This is a genomic window from Enterobacter sp. SGAir0187 (assembly GCF_002952735.2).
Lineage (GTDB): Bacteria > Pseudomonadota > Gammaproteobacteria > Enterobacterales > Enterobacteriaceae > Enterobacter > Enterobacter quasiroggenkampii.
In genome coordinates this window covers 310,397-330,018 of the sequence record NZ_CP025034.2, presented here as the reverse complement: position 1 = coordinate 330,018, position 19,622 = coordinate 310,397, and the positions used below count along the sequence as shown (strand labels likewise).

Below are 19,622 nucleotides of genomic sequence, written 5' to 3'. Positions count from 1 at the left end.
GGGAGTTTTACCTAAAATTCGGCAAGGATGCGAAATAAGATATTTGTCTAATTATCTATACCTCTTTTTGGGTAATTGCTTCAGTGTCACTCAGAGTCAGGGAGATAAAAATGACGATATTGCGAAAGCCTATGTTACGTCGATTTACAGCAGCACTGGCATTCATTTCATTAGCCATAAATACGGCGTACGCCAATAGTAGTCAGGTGGGTATTGCCCCGGTTGCCACGACAACCTTAAAAGAAAGTATTCTTTTTGCTATCGATCGCGATCCGTCGATTAGTCAACAGGCCGCGCAACTCGGTATTGGTCAGGCGCAAATAGATGAAGCGCGCAGCGGCTGGATGCCGCAAATATCGCTGAACGGCAGCACGGGCCATAGCCAGACCACCGATTCCAGCGGGTCGCTGAAGAATTCAGCCGCGTGGGGGCTGAGCCTGACGCAGCTGATATATGACTTTGGCAAGACCAATAACAGCATCAGCCAGTCTTCCGCCCAGCGCGATAGCTACCGCTACCAGCTGATGAGCACACTCTCTGACGTGGCGGAAAAAACGGCGCTGAGCTATGTCGAGGTCAAACGCTATGCCGATCTGCTGCAGGCGGCAAAGGAGAACGTTCAGGCGCTAAAAAATGTTGAGCAGCTGGCAAAGCTGCGCGCCGACGCGGGCGTGAGCTCGACCTCCGATGAGCTCCAGACCCGCACGCGTATTGCCGGCATGCAGGCGACGGTTGCGCAGTATCACGCCGCCTTAAACAGCGCCCGCGCAAGGCTCGCGGTATTAACCGGAATGCAGGCCGATAACTTTTCGCCTGTACCCGCAAATCTCGCGGTTGAGCCTGATTCGCTCAACCGCATTGATTATTCGCTGATACCGGCGGTTATGGCCGCGCAAAACATGGAGCGCTCTGCCCAGTATGGCGTGGAAACGGCGAAGTCCCAGCACTGGCCGACCCTAAGCCTGAAGGGCGGACGTACCCGTTACGAGTCGGACAACCGTTCGTACTGGGACGACCAGATCCAGCTCAACATTGACGCACCGCTTTATCAGGGCGGCGCGGTCTCTGCACGCGTGCGGCAGGCTGAAGGGGCACGGGCGATGGCCTCCTCTCAGGTCGATCAGGCGCGTTTCGATGTCCTGCAAAAAGCCTCCGTCGCGCAGGCGGACTGGACCGGTGCACGGGGAAGAATGGAGGCCGGGAAACAGCAGATGGAAAATGCCCTGCGCGCCCGTGATGTCTATAAAAATGAGTACACCCTGAGCAAGCGGAGCATTAACGATCTGCTCAGCGTTGAGCAGGATGTCTGGCAGGCCACCTCGGCGAAAATAATCGCTGAGTATGATGGCTGGAGTTCGGCAATTAATTATGCTTCCGCGGTTGATAATTTAATGCCGCTTATTGGAATAGAGAAAAACGCTGCCGCAAAACTACCCGATTTGAGTTAAAAAAAGACGCGTATTGTCGCGCAAAATAAGTCTGAAAATAATGGGTGTTTTTTCCCAGGGATAGCTACATCCGTCTGGTGGACATATCCACAGGAATCCGTACACCTGCAAGGAGAGAAATATGAGTAACATAAAGGTTGTTGATGTCATCATTCGCAAAACGGCGGAGAAAACGAAATTAACCGGCGAAGGGAATTTGTCGGTCTCAATTTCCTCCCCGAGCGTGATTGAAATCCAGGGTTCTGCTCAGGATGTGGCGCGTTATGTCCGCCAGGGAAAAGACCTCCTCATTTATATGAAAGATGGCAGCGTGATTCGCTGCAATAACTATTTTGTTGAAGATCCTGAAACGCATACTCAGTCAGAGCTGGTATTCAACGATCGTCAGGAACTGACGCATATTTCCTTTGCCGATGCCGGGGAAGCATCAGGCGTGGCGGTGACCGAGTTAACCGCGCAGGCCACACCGATTAGCAGCATTCAACCTTTCCTGGAGCAGGAAAGTGTCTTAAGCGACGCGCCGTGGGGCTGGATTGCCGGGGCTGCGTTAGGCGGCGGTGCCATCGGGGCGCTGCTGGCAAACGGCGGCGACGGCGATACGAAAACAAAAGTTATTGATAATACGAAAGAGGTGGAAAGCGCCACGCCAACCTTCCTGCTGTCGGATAAAGCGGGTGACAAGCAGGGCGTGCTGACAGCAAACGCGATCACGGACGACAACACGCCAACCTTTAGCGGCACCGGTCAGCCGGGCGCGACGATCCAGATCAAAGACAGCAGCGGCAGCACCATCGCCAGCGCCATGGTGAGTAAAGAGGGTACCTGGACGGTAAAATTACCGACCCAGACGGACGGGGAACACACCTGGTCGGTGGTGCAGATCGACGGCAGTAAGACTACCGATGCGGGCAATATCACCGTAACGGTCTCGACCGCCGAGGCCGCCATTACGCTGGCCACCACGGCGGGTGATAACGTGCTTAACGCCAGCGAGCAATCCGCAGGCTTTACGCTCTCCGGCGCCAGCAAGAATCTGGCGCAGGGCACCGAACTTACCGTGACGCTGAACGGTAAAACCTACGCGACCGAGGTGGGCGCTGACGGGACGTGGAGCGTTAACGTACCCGCGGCCGACGCGCAGGCGCTGGGTGATGGCACCTGGACGGTCAACGTCAGCGGCAAAGACGCGGCGGGTAACACCGTGAGCGGCAGCCAGACAATCGGCGTGGATACCGTCGCGCCAACCCTCTCTGTCGATACCCTCGCGCAGGACAACATCATTAATGCCGCCGAGCACAGCCAGCCGCTGACGCTGACCGGCAAAACGAATGCGGAAGCCGGTCAGATCGTCACGGTCACGCTGAACGGTAAAAACTACAACGCCACGGTGGGCAGCGACGGCACCTGGTCCGTCACGCTTGCCGCGAACGACGTGCAGGCGCTCAGCGAGGGCAATCACACCCTGACGGTGAACGTCAGCGACAAAGCGGGCAACGGCTCGTCTGTCACCGCCGATTTTGCGGTGGATACCACCGCGCCGGTCGTCACCATCGATACCGTGGCGGGCGACGATATTCTCAATACCAGCGAGCAGGATCAGGCGCAGATTATCTCCGGGCAGGCAAACGGCGCCGCCGCGGGGGATGTGGTCACCGTGACCGTTGGCGGCCAGTCCTTCACCGGCGTGGTGCTGGCGGACGGCAGCTGGAGCGTAGGCGTTCCGGCGTCCGTGCTGGGCGCGCTGGGGGAAGGTAACCATACGATTTCAGTTTCCGTGACCGACGCGGCAGGCAACACCGGCAGCGCCACACACGGCATTACGCTGAGCGGCAACCCGCCAGAATTTACGATTGATACCATCAGCCAGGACAACGTGTTGAATGCTCAGGAGGCAATGCAACCGCTGAGCCTGACCGGCACCAGCAACCTGCCTGACGGCAGCGCCATCACCGTGACGCTGAACAACGTCAGCTATCTGGCCACTGTTGAAAACGGCATCTGGGCGGTCCAGGTGCCGGTGTCCGACGTCCTGAATCTGGCGAACACGCTTTACACCGTCAGCGTCAGCGGTACCGACAGCGTGGGTAACAGCGGTTCTGCCGAAGCGAATCTGCTGGTGGATACCGTCCTTCCGCAGGTCATCATCAATACGTTTGCGGGCGACAACCTGGTCAATCACGCCGAAGCGGGTGTGGATCAAACGCTCAGCGGTCGCGTCACCGGCGCGGCGGCGGGCGATACCATTTCTGTCACCGTGGGCGGCAAGAGCTACACCGCCACGGTGGGCAGCGATCTGACCTGGAGCGTAAAAATCCCGTCAGCGGATCTTCAGGCGTTCGGAGACGGCGATTTAACCTTCACGGCGTCGGTGACCAATTCGCACGGCAATACCGGCACCGGCGAGCGCGATATCAACATCAACGCGCAGCTGCCGGGTCTGCGCGTGAATACCATTTCCGGCGATGACGTGGTCAACGCCATTGAGCAGCAGCAGGATCTGACCGTCACCGGCTCCAGCACCCATCTGGCTGCCGGCACGCAGATTACCGTCACCATCAATAACGTTGAGTACGTTACCGCGGTGAACGCCAGCGGCCACTGGCAGATCGGCGTTCCGGCCGCGGACCTGCAGGCCTGGACGGCGGGCGGCATGACGGTGAGCGTCAGCGCGGTAGATGCCTGGGGCAATCCCGTTGCGGCTGAACACCCGATTGAACTCGATCTGAACGCCGTGGCGGTCACCATTGATACCGTCTCCGGCGACGACATGCTGAATGCGGCAGAAAAAGGCGCCGATTTAACTCTCTCCGGCCAGACGCAGGGCGTGGAGGCGGGGCAGACCGTGGTGGTGAAATTCGCCGACCAGACCTTTACCGCACAGGTGCAGCAGGACGGCTCCTGGAGCCTGACCGTGCCTGCCAGCGCCATGGAAACCCTGATCGACGGGCGCGCGCAGGTGAGCGTCAGCGTCACGAACGTCAACGGCAACAGTGCCGACGCGTCGCGCGTGGTCACGGTGGATACGCTGCCGCCAGCGATTACGCTCGATAATCTGACCGCCGACAACATCATCAACGCGGCTGAGGCGCAGCAGGATTTAGCCTTGAGCGGCACCAGCGGTGCGGAACCCGGCCAGACGGTCACCGTGACGCTGAACGGCAAAACGTATCAGACCACGGTCCAGACGGACGGTACCTGGCAGCTGATCGTACCGGCGGCTGACGTCGGCGCCCTCAACGATGGCATCGTGACCGTGACGGCCACCGTGAGCGACGTGGCGGGCAACAGCAGCAGCGCCGACCGCGTTGGGCTTGTGGACGCGACCGTGCCGCAGGTGACCATTAACGACTTTGTCACCGACACCAACACCGTTAACCAGCTCGCCCATTCACAGGCGCAGATCCTGAGCGGCTCCGTCACCGGTGTGGCAGCGGGCGACCTTGTGACCATTACCATTAACAGCGTCGATTACACCACCGTGGTGGATGCGGCGGGCAACTGGAGCCTTGGCCTGCCGGCGTCTGTCGTACAGGGGCTGACGGACGGCACCTGGACCATCGACGTCTCCGTGACCGACAGGTCCGGTAATACCGGAAGCACTTCGCTGGATGTGGTGGTGAATACCGTGACGCCTGTCATCGGTATTAACACGCTGGCGGCGGACGACGTGATCAACGCGGCTGAGAAAGGCGAAGCTCTGCAGATTTCCGGCACCAGCAACCAGCCGGAAGGCACGACTATCACGGTGACCCTGAACGGCGTTCACTACACGGCCACCGCTGACGCCAGCGGCAACTGGAGCCTGACCGTTCCGGCGGCAAACGTCTCGGCGCTGGGCGAAGCGAATTACACCGTGACGGCGAGCGTCACCGATAGCGTAGGCAACAGCGCCTCAGCCACACACGATGTGCTGGTGGACAGCTCGCTACCGGTGGTGACGATCAACACGCTGGCGGGCGACAATATCGTTAACGCGGCGGAAGTGGCGGCAGGGCAAACCCTGACCGGTAAGGTGACGAACGCGGCGGCAGGTGACACTGTCACTATTATTCTTGGCGGCCAGACCTACACCGCTACCGTGCAGGACGATCTGACCTGGAGCCTGCCGTTAAGCGAGAGCCAGCTTACCGCGCTCGGCAACGGCGACCTCACGGTCTCCGCCAGCGTGACCAACGCGCACGGCAATACCGGCTCTTCTTCTCTCGACTTCACCATCGACGCCCAGCTTCCGGGGCTGCGTATTGATACGGTCGCAGGCGACGACGTGATCAACGTGATTGAACACGCGCAGAACCTGATTGTGTCCGGCACCAGCACCGATCTGGCGGCGGGCAGTGCCGTCACCGTAACCATCAACGGCAAAGCGTATTCCGCAACGGTGCTGGCGGACGGTACCTGGCAGGCGGCGGTACCGGCGGCGGACGTGTTCCAGTGGGCAGATGGCTCGCTGGATATCAAGGCAAGCGCGCAGGATGCCTCCGGCAACCCGGTAACCATCGGGACCGTCGTGGACGTCGATCTCGCGCCGGTCGCCATCACCATCAGCAGCGTGACCGACGACAACGTGCTTAACGCGGCGGAAAAAGGCCAGGATCTGGTGCTGTCCGGTACGACATCCAACGTTGAAGCGGGCCAGACCGTCACCATCACCTTCGCAGGGAAAACGTATACCACGACGGTGGATGGCAACGGCGACTGGACCTGGACCGTTCCGGCTGCCGATCTGAGCGGCCTGAAAGAGGGTGACGCCAGCGTGCAGGTCAGCGTCACCAACGTGAACGGCAACACGGCCTCTTCGGCGCAGGCATTCAGCGTCGACACCACCGCGCCGACGGTGACCATCAATACCATCAGCGGCGATAACATGCTGAATGCGGCTGAGGCGACGCAGGATCTGACCCTGAGCGGGACGTCTACGGCCGAAGCAGGCCAGACGGTCACCGTGACCTTCAACGGCAATCAGTACAGCGCGCAGGTGCAGGCGGACGGCAGCTGGACGCTCGACGTGCCTGCGGCGGATCTGGCAGGCATTACCGATGGCAGCGCGGCGGTCACGGCATCCGTGTCCGATAAAGCAGGTAACCCGGCCAGCGCTGGATCCTCGGTGTTGGTGGACACCACCGTGCCGCAGATCACCTTCAACATCGTTGCCGGCGACGACATCGTGAATATTGCCGAACACGGCCAGGCGCTGATCGTCTCCGGTAAGGTGACGGGCGCGCAGGCGGGCGACGTGATCACCGTGACCCTGAACGGCAAAGACTACACCGCCATGCTGGACGCGTCCGGCAGCTGGAGCGTGGGCGTTCCTGCGGCGGACGTGGGCGCGCTGGCCAATGGTGACCAGACGATCTCCGCGACCCTTACCGATAAAGCCGGTAACAGCGCCACCGCGACGCACGAATTTGACGTCTCCCTGACCGCGCCGGTCATTGCCATCAATACCCTGGCGGTTGACGACGTGATCAACGCGACCGAGAAAGGCCAGGATCTGCAGGTATCCGGCACCAGTAACCAGCCGGATGGCACGACCATTACGGTGACCCTGAACGGCATCAGCTATACGGCCACCACCGACGCGAGCGGGAGCTGGAGCGTGACCGTTCCGGCGGCAAACGTCTCGGCGCTGGGCGAAGCGAGCTACGCCGTGACGGCGAGCGTGACTGACGCCGCGGGCAACAGCGCGAGCACCGGCCATAGCGTGCTGGTCGACAGCGCGCTGCCGCAGGTCACCATCAACCCGGTCGCCACGGACGATGTCATTAACGCGGCGGAAGTGGCTAGCGGGCAGACCCTGAGCGGGAAAGTGAGCGGTGCGGCGATTGGTGACACTGTCACTATTTCCATCGGCGGCAATACGTATACCGCGACGGTTCAGGACGATCTGAGCTGGTCGGTCAACGTGCCGTCCTCGGTCTTAACCGCCATCGGTAACGGCGATCTGACGGTGTCAGCCAGCGTCACCAACGGCCACGGCAACACCGGCACCGGCGAGCGCGACATCACGATTGATGCCAACCTGCCGGGCCTGCGCGTCGATACCGTGGCAGGCGACGATGTGATCAATAGCATCGAACACGCTCAAAACCTGATTATCACCGGCTCCAGCGACGGTCTGGCAACGGGCGCGGCGCTGACCGTCACCGTCAACGGCAAAACCTACGCGGCCACCGTACTGGCGGACGGCACCTGGACGGCGGCCATTCCGGCGGCAGACGTCAGCGCGCTGGCTGCGGGCACGGTCACCGTGACCGTGGAGGGGCAAAGCACCGCGGGGAATCCGGTCTCCATCAGCCATGACGTGAAGGTGGATCTCGCGGCAGTCGCCATCAGCATTGACCCGATTGCCACCGACGACGTGATTAACGCGGCGGAGAAAGGCGTGGACCTGGTGCTGTCCGGCTCGACCACCAACGTGGAAGAAAACCAGACCGTTACCATTACCTTCGGCGGCAAGTCGTACACCGCGACGGTGGATGCCAGCGGCAACTGGACGGCGACCGTACCGTCTGCCGATTTGGGCAGCCTGAAGGACGGCGATGCCAGCGTGCAGGTGAGCGTGACCAACGTGAACGGCAACAGCGCCTCGGCGGGCCGCGAGTACAGCGTGGACGCGACCGCGCCGACGGTGTCTATTGACATCGTTAGCGACAACAACATCATCAATGCGGCCGAAGCGCAGCAGGATCTGGTGATTAACGGCGTCACCAACGCCGAAGCGGGCCAGACCGTCACCGTGACGCTGAACGGCGTGGACTACACCACCACCGTGCAGGCAAACGGCAGCTGGAGCGTGACCGTGCCGTCCGCGGATCTGAGCGGTATTACCGACGGGAACTACACCGTCAGCGCCGCCGTATCGGATAAAGCGGGTAACCCGGCCTCGGCGGACCGCGACGTGCTGGTGGATACCACCGTTCCACAGCTGACCATTCACACCGTTTCCGACGACGACGTGATCAACAGCGCCGAGCATGCGCAAGCCCTGATTGTCACCGGTTCCGTGACGGGCGCGGCGGCGGGCGACGTGGTCACGGTCACCCTCAACGGCAAATCGTACACCGCCACCCTGGACGCCTCCGGCAACTGGAGCGTGGGCGTGCCTGCGGCGGACGTCACCGCGCTGGCCGCCGGGGATTACACCATTACCGCAGCGCTGACCGATAAAGCGGGCAACAGCAACAGCGCCACGCACGGCGTGGCGGTGAACCTGACCGCGCCGGGGCTGACCATTGACACCGTTTCCGGTGACGATGTGATCAATAACACCGAGAAAACCCAGGATCTGACCCTCTCCGGTACGGCTTCCGGCCTGGCGGCAGGCGCGGTGGTGACCGTGATGCTGAACGGCAAAGCGTACAGCGCGCAGGTGGACGATAACGGAAAATGGACCACCACCGTTCCGGCGAACGAAGTCGGTCAGTTGGGCGAGGCGTTGTATACCGTCACCGCATCGGCAACGGACAGCGTCGGTAACAGCACCAGCGCGTCACACACCGTAAACGTGGAGTCCGTTCTGCCGGGCGTGATTATCAACACCATTGCGGGCGACGACGTGATTAACGCCGCGGAGTTGGCTGCCGGCCAGACCATCAGCGGTAAGGTGGTGAATGCCGAAGCGGGCAACACCGTGACCGTGACCATTGGCGGCAACCGCTACACCGCAACGGTGCAGAACGATCTCACCTGGTCCGTCGATGTGCCTGAATCTGTGCTGACGGCGCTGGGCAACGGCGATTTGACGGTGACCGCCAGCGTCACGAACGGCGTGGGTAATAGCGGAACGGGCGAGCGCGAAATCGTGATAGACGCTAACCTGCCGGGACTGCGCGTGGATACCGTAGCGGGCGACGACGTGATCAATAGCATCGAACACGGGCAGAATCTGATTATCACCGGCACCAGCGACGGGCTGGCGGCGGGCGCGGCGCTGACCGTCACCGTCAACGGCAAAACCTACGCGGCCACCGTACTGGCGGACGGCACCTGGACGGCGGCCATTCCGGCGGCAGACGTCAGCGCGCTGGCGGCAGGCACGGTCACCGTGACCGTTGCGGGCCAGAGCAGCGCCGGTAACCCGGTTTCCATCAGCCACGATGTGACGGTGGACCTGGCGACCGTTGCCATCAGCATCGATGCGATTGCCACCGACGACGTGATTAACGCGGCCGAGAGGGGCGCGGATCTGGTGCTCTCCGGGGCGACCTCTAACGTTGAGGAAAACCAGACCGTTACCATCACCTTCGGCGGCAAGAGCTACATCGCGACCGTTGGCGCCGACGGCAAATGGACGACCACGGTGCCAGCCGCCGACCTGGCGGGTCTGAAAGACGGCGACGCCAGCGTGCAGGTGAGCGTCACCAACGTGAACGGCAACAGCGCCTCGGCGGGCCGCGAGTACAGCGTGGATACCACCGCACCGTCCGTGACCATTAACACCCTGGCGACGGACGACATTCTCAATGCCACCGAAGCGAAGAGCGATCTGACCGTGTCCGGTACCAGTACCGCCGAAGCGGGCCAGACGGTGACCGTATCGCTGAACGGCAAAGACTACACCACAACCGTCGGCGCGGATGGCAGCTGGACGCTGAACGTTCCGGCGGCCGATCTGGCAGGATTAACCGACGGCAGCGTCACCGTTACCGCATCGGTCAGCGACAAGGCGGGTAACCCGGCGTCCGTGGACCACAACCTGACGGTGGACGTGACCGTTCCTGCGGTCACTATCAACACCATCGCGGGTGACGATGTGATTAACGTGGCTGAACACAGTCAGGCACACGTTATCAGCGGCACCGCCACCGGCGCGGCAGCGGGCGATAAGGTGACCGTCACCCTCGGCGGCCAGACGTACACCACCGTGCTGGACGCGGCGGGGAACTGGAGCGTGGGCGTACCAGCAAGCGTGATTTCCGGCCTCAGTGACGGCACCGTGACCGTCACGGCATCCGTCACCGACGCGGCGGGCAACACCGGCACCGGCAGCCATAACGTGACCGTCGATACCGGTCTGCCATCGGTCAACTTCAACGCCATCAGCGACGATAACGTGCTGAACGCGGTGGAGAAGGGGCAGGATCTGAGCGTCAGCGGCACCAGCGCCAACCTGGCGGAAGGCACCGTGGTGACCGTGACCCTGAACGGCAAAAACTACACGGCGACGACTGCGGCAGACGGCACCTGGAGCCTGACGGTTCCGGCAGCGGATCTGGCCGGTCTGGGGCAGGCCAACTACACCCTGAACGCGACCGCTACCAACGGCGTGGGCAACAGCGTCAGCAACACCGCGAACCTGCTGGTAGACACCGCGCTGCCAACGGTCACCATCAACACCGTGGCGGGCGATAACGTCATTAATGCGGCGGAAGTGGCCGCAGGCCAGACTCTGAGCGGCACCGTGGCGAATGCCGAAGCGGGCAATACCGTGACCGTGACCCTTGGCGGCAACAGCTACACCGCAACGGTGCAGAACGATCTGACCTGGTCCGTCAACGTGCCGTCTGACGTGCTGACCGCGCTGGGCAACGGCGGCCTGAGCGTGACGGCAACCGTCACCAACGGCCACGGCAACACCGGCACCGGCGAGCGCGATATCACTATCGATGCCAACCTGCCGGGCCTGCGCGTGGACACCGTTGCGGGTGACGACGTAATCAACACCATCGAGCACAGTCAGAACCTGATCGTCACCGGCTCCAGCGACGGGCTGGCACCGGGCACGGCGCTGACCGTCACCATCAACGGCAAAGACTATGCGGCCACGGTGCTGGCGGACGGCACCTGGAGCGCGGCGATCCCGGCTGCTGACGTGAGCGCGTGGCCGGAAGGCACCGTCAAAATCAGCGTCACTGGCGACAGCGCTGCGGGTAACCCGATTACCATCAGCCACGAGGTGACGGTAGATCTGGCGACCGTTGCCATCAGCATCAATCCGATTGCGACCGACGACGTGATTAACGCGGCGGAGAAGGGCGCGGATCTGGTGCTGTCCGGTGCGACCACCAACGTGGAAGCCGGGCAGACCGTGACCATCAGCCTGAACGGCAAAATCTATAGTGCGACAGTAGACGACAGCGGCAACTGGACCTGGACCGTACCGTCTGCGGATCTGGCTGGCCTGAAGGACGGCGATGCCAGCGTGCAGGTGAGCGTCACCAACGTGAACGGCAACAGCGCCTCGGCGGGCCGCGAGTACAGCGTGGATGCCACCGCGCCGACCGTCACGATTAACGCCCTGGCGACGGACGACATTCTGAATGCCACCGAAGCGAAGAGCGAACTGACCGTGTCCGGTACCAGCTCTGCCGAAGCGGGCCAGACGGTGACCGTGTCGCTGAACGGCAAAGACTACACCACAACCGTCAGCGCGGATGGCAGCTGGACGCTGAACGTCCCGGCGGCCGATGTTGCGGCCCTGACGGACGGCAGCGTGACCGTTACCGCATCGGTCAGCGACAAGGCGGGCAACCCGGCGTCGGTTGATCACAACCTGACGGTGGACGTCACCATTCCGGCGGTGACCATCAATACCGTGGCGGGTGACGATGTCATTAACCTCGCAGAACACAGCCAGGCGCACATCATCAGCGGTACCGCCACCGGCGCAGCCGCGGGTGATAAGGTCACCGTCACCCTCGGCGGCCAGACGTACACCACCGTGCTGGACGCGGCGGGGAACTGGAGCGTGGGCGTACCGGCGAGCGTGATTTCCGGCCTCAGCGACGGCACCGTGACCGTCACGGCGTCCGTCACCGACGCGGCGGGCAACACCGGCACCGGCAGCCATAACGTGACCGTCGATACCGGCCTGCCGTCCGTGGCCTTCAACGCCATCAGCGGTGACAACGTGCTGAATGCGGTGGAGAAAGGTCAGGATCTGAGCGTGAGCGGCACCAGCGCCAACCTGGCGGAAGGCACCGTGGTGACCGTGACCCTGAACGGCAAAAACTACGCGGCGACGACCGCGACAGACGGCACCTGGAGCCTGACCGTTCCGGCAGCGGATCTGGCGGGTCTGGGCGAAGCGAATTACACCCTGAGCGCGAGCGCGACCAACGGCGTGGGCAACAGCGTGAGCAACACCGCGAACCTGCTGGTGGATACCGCGCTGCCAACCGTGACCATCAACACCGTGGCGGGCGATAACGTCATCAACGCGGCGGAAGTGGCCGCGGGCCAGACCCTCAGCGGCAAGGTAACGAACGCGGAAGCGGGCAATACCGTCACCGTGACCCTTGGCGGCAACAGCTACACCGCGACGGTGCAGAGCGATCTGACCTGGTCCGTCAACGTGCCGGAGTCCGTCCTGACGGCGCTGGGCAATGGCGATTTGACCGTGTCAGCAACCGTCACCAACGGCCACGGCAACACCGGGACCGGCGAGCGCGACATCGCGATCGACGCTAACCTGCCGGGCCTGCGCGTGGATACCGTGGCGGGCGACGATGTGATCAACAGCATCGAACATACTCAAAACCTGATCGTCTCCGGCACCAGCGACGGGCTGGCGGCAGGCACGACGCTCACCGTGACCGTCAATGGCAAAACCTATGCAGCCTCCGTGCTGGCAGACGGTTCCTGGAGCGCGGCGATCCCGGCGGCAGACGTCGCGGCCTTCGCAGCAGGTACGGTCACCGTGACCGTTGCAGGCCAGAGCGCGGCGGGCAACCCGGTGACCATCAGCCATGACATGACCGTCGATCTGGCGGCGGTGGCTATCAGCATTGATGCGATTGCTACCGACGACGTGATTAACGCGGCAGAAAAAGGCGCGGATCTGGTGCTGTCCGGCAGCACCTCGAACGTGGAGGAAAACCAGACCGTTACCGTCACCTTCGGCGGCAAGACGTACACCGCGAAGGTGGATGCTGACGGTAACTGGACGGCCACCGTGCCGTCTGGGGATCTCGCGGGCCTGAAAAACGGTGACGCCAGCGTGCAGGTGAGTGTCACCAACGCGCACGGCAACAGCGCGTCGGCGGGCCGGGAGTACAGCGTGGACGCGACTGCGCCAACCGTGACCATTGATACGATCGCAGGCGATAACGTGATTAACAGCAGCGAAGCGGCTGCGGGCGTGGCCATCTCCGGCACCACCACGGCGGAAACCGGGCAGACGGTCACCGTGACGCTGGGCGGTAAGAGTTATACCGCCCAGGTGCAGCAGGGCGGCGTCTGGAGCGTGAACGTGCCGGGAACCGACCTCTCCGCACTGGCGGATAACGGCTATACCGTGCAGGTGAGTGTGAGCGACGCCGCGGGGAACTCGGGCAGCGCGGGCAAGTCGATTACGATTGATACCACGCCGCCGACCGTCAGCTTTAACGTGGTGGCGGGCGATGACGTGATTAACAGCGTGGAGCACGGCCAGGCGCAGATCGTCAGCGGGTCGGCAACCGGCGCGAACGTCGGGGATAAAGTAGTTATCACCCTCGGTTCGTACCAGTACACCACCACCGTTGACGCCAGCGGCAACTGGAGCGTAGGCGTTCCGGCCAGCGTGATTTCCGCCCTGACCGACGGCACCGTGACCCTCAGCGCGACCATTACCGACAGCGCAGGCAACAGCAGTGCCCAGACCCATGACGTGGTGGTCAACACCGCCTCCGTGGCGCTGACGGTGAACACCGTTAGCGGTGACGACGTAATCAACGCGGCTGAAGCCGGTTCATCACTGGTGATTAACGGCTCCAGCGCGCAGTTCGCCAGCGGGACGCAGGTCACCGTGACCCTGAACGGCAAGACCTATACGGCCACGATCCAGAGCGACGGTACCTGGGCGACCACCGTACCGGCCGCCGACGTGGGCGCTCTGGCCGATGGCGCGAGTTATCAGGTGTCCGTGTCGGCGCAGGACAGCGCGGGCAACAGCGCCTCGGCGACGCACGGCATCAGCGTGGATACCACCGCGCCAGTGGTGAGCATTGCGACGCTGTCGGGTGACGACATGCTGAACGCCGCGGAAGCGCAGCAGCCGCTGACCGTGCACGGTTCTTCCAGCGCGGAGGAGGGTCAGACCGTTACCGTAACGCTGGGCGGCAAAACCTACACTGCGCTTGTCGGCAGCGACGGCACCTGGACGCTGGATGTTCCGGCAGCCGACCTGGCCGCCCTGAGCCAGGGCACGCTGACGGTCACTGCCTCGGTCAACGATAAAGCGGGTAATAACGGCCAGACCACGCACACCTTAACGGTCGATACCGTCGCGCCAACCGTAACCATCAGCACCGTGGCCGATGACGATATCGTCAACAACGCCGAGCAGCTGGCGGGCCAGACCATCCGTGGTACGACCACGGCGGAGCAGGGCCAGACGGTGACCGTCTCCTTCAACGGGCACAGCTATCAGGCGACCGTCGGGGCGGACGGATCGTGGTCGGTCTTCGTGCCGGGCCGTGATTTCCTCGGCCTGAGCGACGGGGAGTACACCATCACCGCGTCGGTAAGCGACAAGGCGGGCAACCCGGGCAGCGCAACGCACGACGTGACGCTGAACGGCGATGTTCCAACCATCACTATTAACACCTTTGCACAGGACGACATCGTCAACGCCGCCGAGCACGGCACGCCGCTGGTCATCAGCGGCACCACCGATGCGCCGGCAGGCCAGACGGTGACCATCACGCTGAACGGTAAAACCTATGCGGCTACCGTCCAGAATGACGGTACCTGGAGCTACACGGTGGGAAGCGCTGACGTGACCGCGCTGGCAGACGGCGGCTCGTACGTGATTAACGCGCAGGTCAGCAATACCATCGGCAACAGCGCCAGCGATAACCATACCGTCACGGTCGATCTGACCGCGCCGTCGATGGGTATCGCTATTGATTCTCTGCAAAACGACACCGGCCTGAGCGCAACGGATTTCATCACCAACGACAGCCAGGTCGTCGTCAACGGCTCGCTGACCGCGCAGCTCGGCAATAACGAGAAGGCGCAGATTAGCCTGGACGGCGGCACCACCTGGATTGACCTGACCGTGACCGGCACCACCTGGCGCTACGCCGATGGCCGCACCCTGACGGACGGGACGTATCAGTACCAGGTGCGCGTGATTGATAACGCGGGCAACGTGGGGGCCACGGACAGCCAGGACGTGGTGATTGACCTGACGAAGCCTGCGGCAACCACCATTACCGTGGATTCCATTACGCAGGATACCGGCCTGTCCGGCAGCGACTTTATCACCAGCGACAACCAGATCAGCCTTAAAGGGACGCTGGGCGCGGCGCTGGGCAGCGGTGACCACGCGCAGATCAGTCTCGACGGCGGCGTCACCTGGACCGACGTCAGCGTCAGCGGCCTGACCTGGACCTACGTGGACGGTCGTACGCTGGCCGACGGGGATTACAACTACCAGCTGCGCGTGATTGACGATGCGGGCAACATCAGCGCCACCGCCAGCCAGGTGGTGACCATTGATACCGTTGCGCCGGACGCCAGCAAAACCATCGCCATCGACAGCATCAGCGACGATACCGGGCTGAGCAGCAGCGACTTTATCACTAATGATACGTCCCTGACGCTGCACGGCTCGCTCGGCGCGACGCTGGCCGACGGCGAATACGCCCAGATCAGCATCGACGGCGGCGTCACCTGGCAGAACGTGATCGTCACCGGCAACAGCTGGTACTACGTCGATAGCCGCACGCTGGGTAACCAGACCTATGACTACTACGTCCGCGTGGTGGATGCCGCCGGTAACGTAGGGGCCAGCGCCCATCAGCAGGTGACCGTCGATACGGTCGCCCCGGATGCGGCGATTACGGTGTCCGTGGATAACATCACCGTCGATACCGGCTTCGACAATAACGACTTCCTGACCAGTTCGACCTCGTACACGCTGCACGGAACGCTCGGCGCAGAACTCGGCGCGGGTGAATTCGTGCAGGTGAGCATGGACGGCGGCACCACCTGGGTATACGCCACCGTCAGCGGGACGCAGTGGAGCTACAGCGACACGCGTACCCTGACCGACGGCAGCCATAACTACCAGGTGCGGGTTGTTGACCAGGCGGGTAACGTCGGGGCCACCACCTCGCAGGCGGTGACGGTGGATACGCAGGCGCCGCAGTACGGCGTCACCATCGACAGCATCAGCGAAGATACCGGCCAGTCCGGGAGTGATTTCATCACCATGGACACCACGCTGACCATCAACGGTTCGCTGGGCAGCGCGCTGGCAAACGACGAGCGCGTACAGATCAGCCTCGACGGCGGGAATACCTGGCTCGATACCACGGTCACCAACCAGCGCTGGAGCTACACCGATACCCGCGATCTGCCTGACGGTGACTACACCTACCAGGTGCGGATTATCGACCAGGCGGGCAACGTGGGTTCCACCGCGTCTCAGGTCGTCACGGTAGACACCACGCCGCCGACCACGGTAGGCACGGTAGTGAGCTATACCGACGGCGAAGGTGAGCGTCAGGGCACCTTTGGCAGTGCGGTGGCAACGGACGATAACTCGCCGCTGATCAACGGGACGCTTAACCGCGCCCCGGACGACGGCGAGATCGTGCAGCTTTACCGTGACGGGATCCTGCTCGGCCAGGTGACCATGAACGGCAGCGCGAGCTGGTCCTTCCAGGACAACGGCCTGAGCGACGGGAATCACACCTACATCGTGCGCGTCACCGACAGGGCCGGTAACTACACGGAATCCGACGGCTTTGTGCTGAACGTCGATACCAGCATTCCGACCACCACGGCGGCGATTACCGCGCAAACCACGTCGGATACCACGCCGATCGTCACCGGTACTGTCTCCGCTGACCTGGTGAACGGCGAATACCTGGTGGTGACGGTAAATGGCAAAACCTACACCTCCCAGACGGGCGGTGCGGTGGTGGTCGATCCAGATCACAACACCTGGTATCTGCAGATCCCGGACGGCGATGCCCTGAGCGTGGCGAGCTACAGCGTCACGGCGCAGGTGAAGAGCAGCGCGGGTAACGGCAACACCACCGGTACGACGACCGGCAGCCTGGTGATTGACACCACCTCGGTGAATACCGACTGGGCAACCACGGCGGGGAACAGCAACAACTCCACCATGACCCTCGGCATGAACAGCAGCGGTCTGTGGAATATCATCGCTAACGGCCAGTCTTACTCCAGCAGCGATAGCTCGACCTATGCCGGCAACACGCTGACCAACACCCGCGGCTACTATGTGGTGAGCCAGACCGCCGCCGACTTTGACCGTAACGGCACGCAGGATATCTTCGCGACCGAGAATACCTACGCCGGGTCAACGCAGGTGATGTGGACCTACGATGGCAGCACCTATAACGCCAGCCAGCTGGCGATGGGGACCACCATCTGGTACGGCGGCGTGATTGCTTACGACAAAACCGGTGATGGCTATCTGGATCTGGCCTACGGCGATGCGGGTGCAGACTCTATAACGTACCTGATCAACAACAACGGGGTTCTCTCGCCTGACGGCACCAACGGCGGCGCGGGGTTCTGGGGACAATTCACCACCATGCGCGAAATTTCCGGCGTTGACCTGAACAACGACGGTACGGTGGATATTGTCCAGCACACAAACCGCAGCGGCGCGTACTCGTTAACTGTGATCAACAACAACGGTAACGGCACGCTCTCCATCGGCCAGAACATGACCAACGTATTCGTGGTCAACGCCGCGAACACCACCACGGCGGCGTCCATGACGTGGGCAGACTTCAACGGCGATGGCTACATGGATCTGTACCTGGGCAGCAGCTACAACAACAACGGCGGTGTGATCTACTACAACGACGGTACCGGGAAGCTCGCCACCACCAAAAGCGCGGTAGAGGCCTCTAACGCCACGGCGGGCTATCTGTCGGTGGCGGTGGACTGGAACGGTGACGGGCAGATGGACATCGTTAAGCTCAGCACCTACGGCGGTTCACAGACGGCGACCCTGTTCACCAACAACGGTTACGGTTCCACCTGGACCGCCAGCCAGCTGGCTTCAGGCATTACTTACGCCACCGGCGTGGCGGCAGTGGACTACAACTGGGACGGTGCGCAGGATCTGCTGGTCTCCCAGCAGAACGGCAAGGTGGTGCTGGTGCAAAACAGCAAAACCATTGCCGACGGCACCGCAATGCATCTGCACATTGTCGACAGTGAGGGCATCAACGCCTACTACGGCAATACGGTCAACCTGTACAACGCCGCGGGCGTGCTGGTGGCCTCGCAGATCATCAACGCCCAGTCCGGTATCGGGTCGAACGATACGTCCGCGCTGGTGAGCTTCTACGGGCTGGATCCGAATGAAACCTATTCGGCCGAGATCCTGAAGATCACCAACGGCGTGTCGGATAACGTCACCTGGAGCGGCCTGGAGGCGGGCAACGGCAAAGAGGGCTACGTCCTGACGGCCGAAGCGGCCACTGGCGGCCACAGTGGAACCATTACCGGAACCGGGTATAACGACACCTTTATCGCTGAAAATGGCACTTATACCTACAACGGTTCCGGCGGCTGGACTACTCATTCCGACCATGACACCTGGAGCAACACCGGTGGGATGGACGTGGTGGATTACCGCAATGCGACCTCCGGCGTGACCGTGGATCTGCGACTCTCAACCGCGCAGGACACCGGCTTCGGCACCACGCGTCTGCTGAACATTGAAGGGATTAACGGCTCGGATTACGACGACGTCATCACTGGCAACAGCGGCGATAACCGGTTCGAAGGCCGCGGCGGAAACGACACCTTCAACATCGGCAGCGGCGGTCACGATACGTTGCTCTACAAACTGATCAACGCCTCGGATGCCACGGGCGGTAACGGTCATGATGTGGTGAACGGCTTCACCGTCGGCACCTGGGAAGGGACCGCGGACACGGATCGTATTGACCTGCGCGATCTGCTCTCTGGCAGCGGCTATACCGGCACGGGCTCGGCGAGCTATGTGGACGGCGTGGCCACGCTGGACAGCAGCGCGGGCAACATCACCGACTACATCCGCGTGGTGCAGAACGGCAGCAATACCGAGATCCAGGTTGACCTGGACGGTACCGGCGGTCAGTTCTCGCCAACCACCCTGGTGACGCTGAACGGCGTGCAGACGGATCTGGCGACGCTGCTGGCGAACCATCAACTGTTAATTGCGTAAAACAACGCCGCGGGGAGCGATCCCCGCGGCCTTTTGGCGTTTCTTTA

Annotated in this window: 2 protein-coding genes; both read left to right on the top strand. The window is 62.3% G+C overall.

The window, feature by feature from the left end:
• The first annotated feature begins 110 nt into the window (after positions 1-110).
• On the top strand, positions 111-1,448 hold the full coding sequence (locus tag CWR52_RS01495) for a TolC family outer membrane protein (RefSeq protein ID WP_104948614.1): 1,338 nt from the start codon (positions 111-113) through the stop codon (positions 1,446-1,448).
• Positions 1,449-1,569: 121 nt separating this feature from the next.
• Positions 1,570-19,575, top strand: a complete 18,006-nt coding sequence (locus tag CWR52_RS01490) for an Ig-like domain-containing protein (protein WP_104948613.1) — start codon at positions 1,570-1,572, stop codon at positions 19,573-19,575.
• The last annotated feature ends 47 nt before the right edge of the window (positions 19,576-19,622 follow it).

Bases quoted from the DNA above. Each gene is read 5' to 3' on its own strand.
- CWR52_RS01490 (WP_104948613.1), top strand. From the start codon at position 1,570: ATGAGTAACATAAAGGTTGTTGATGTCATCATTCGCAAAACGGCGGAG.
- CWR52_RS01495 (WP_104948614.1), top strand. From the start codon at position 111: ATGACGATATTGCGAAAGCCTATGTTACGTCGATTTACAGCAGCACTG.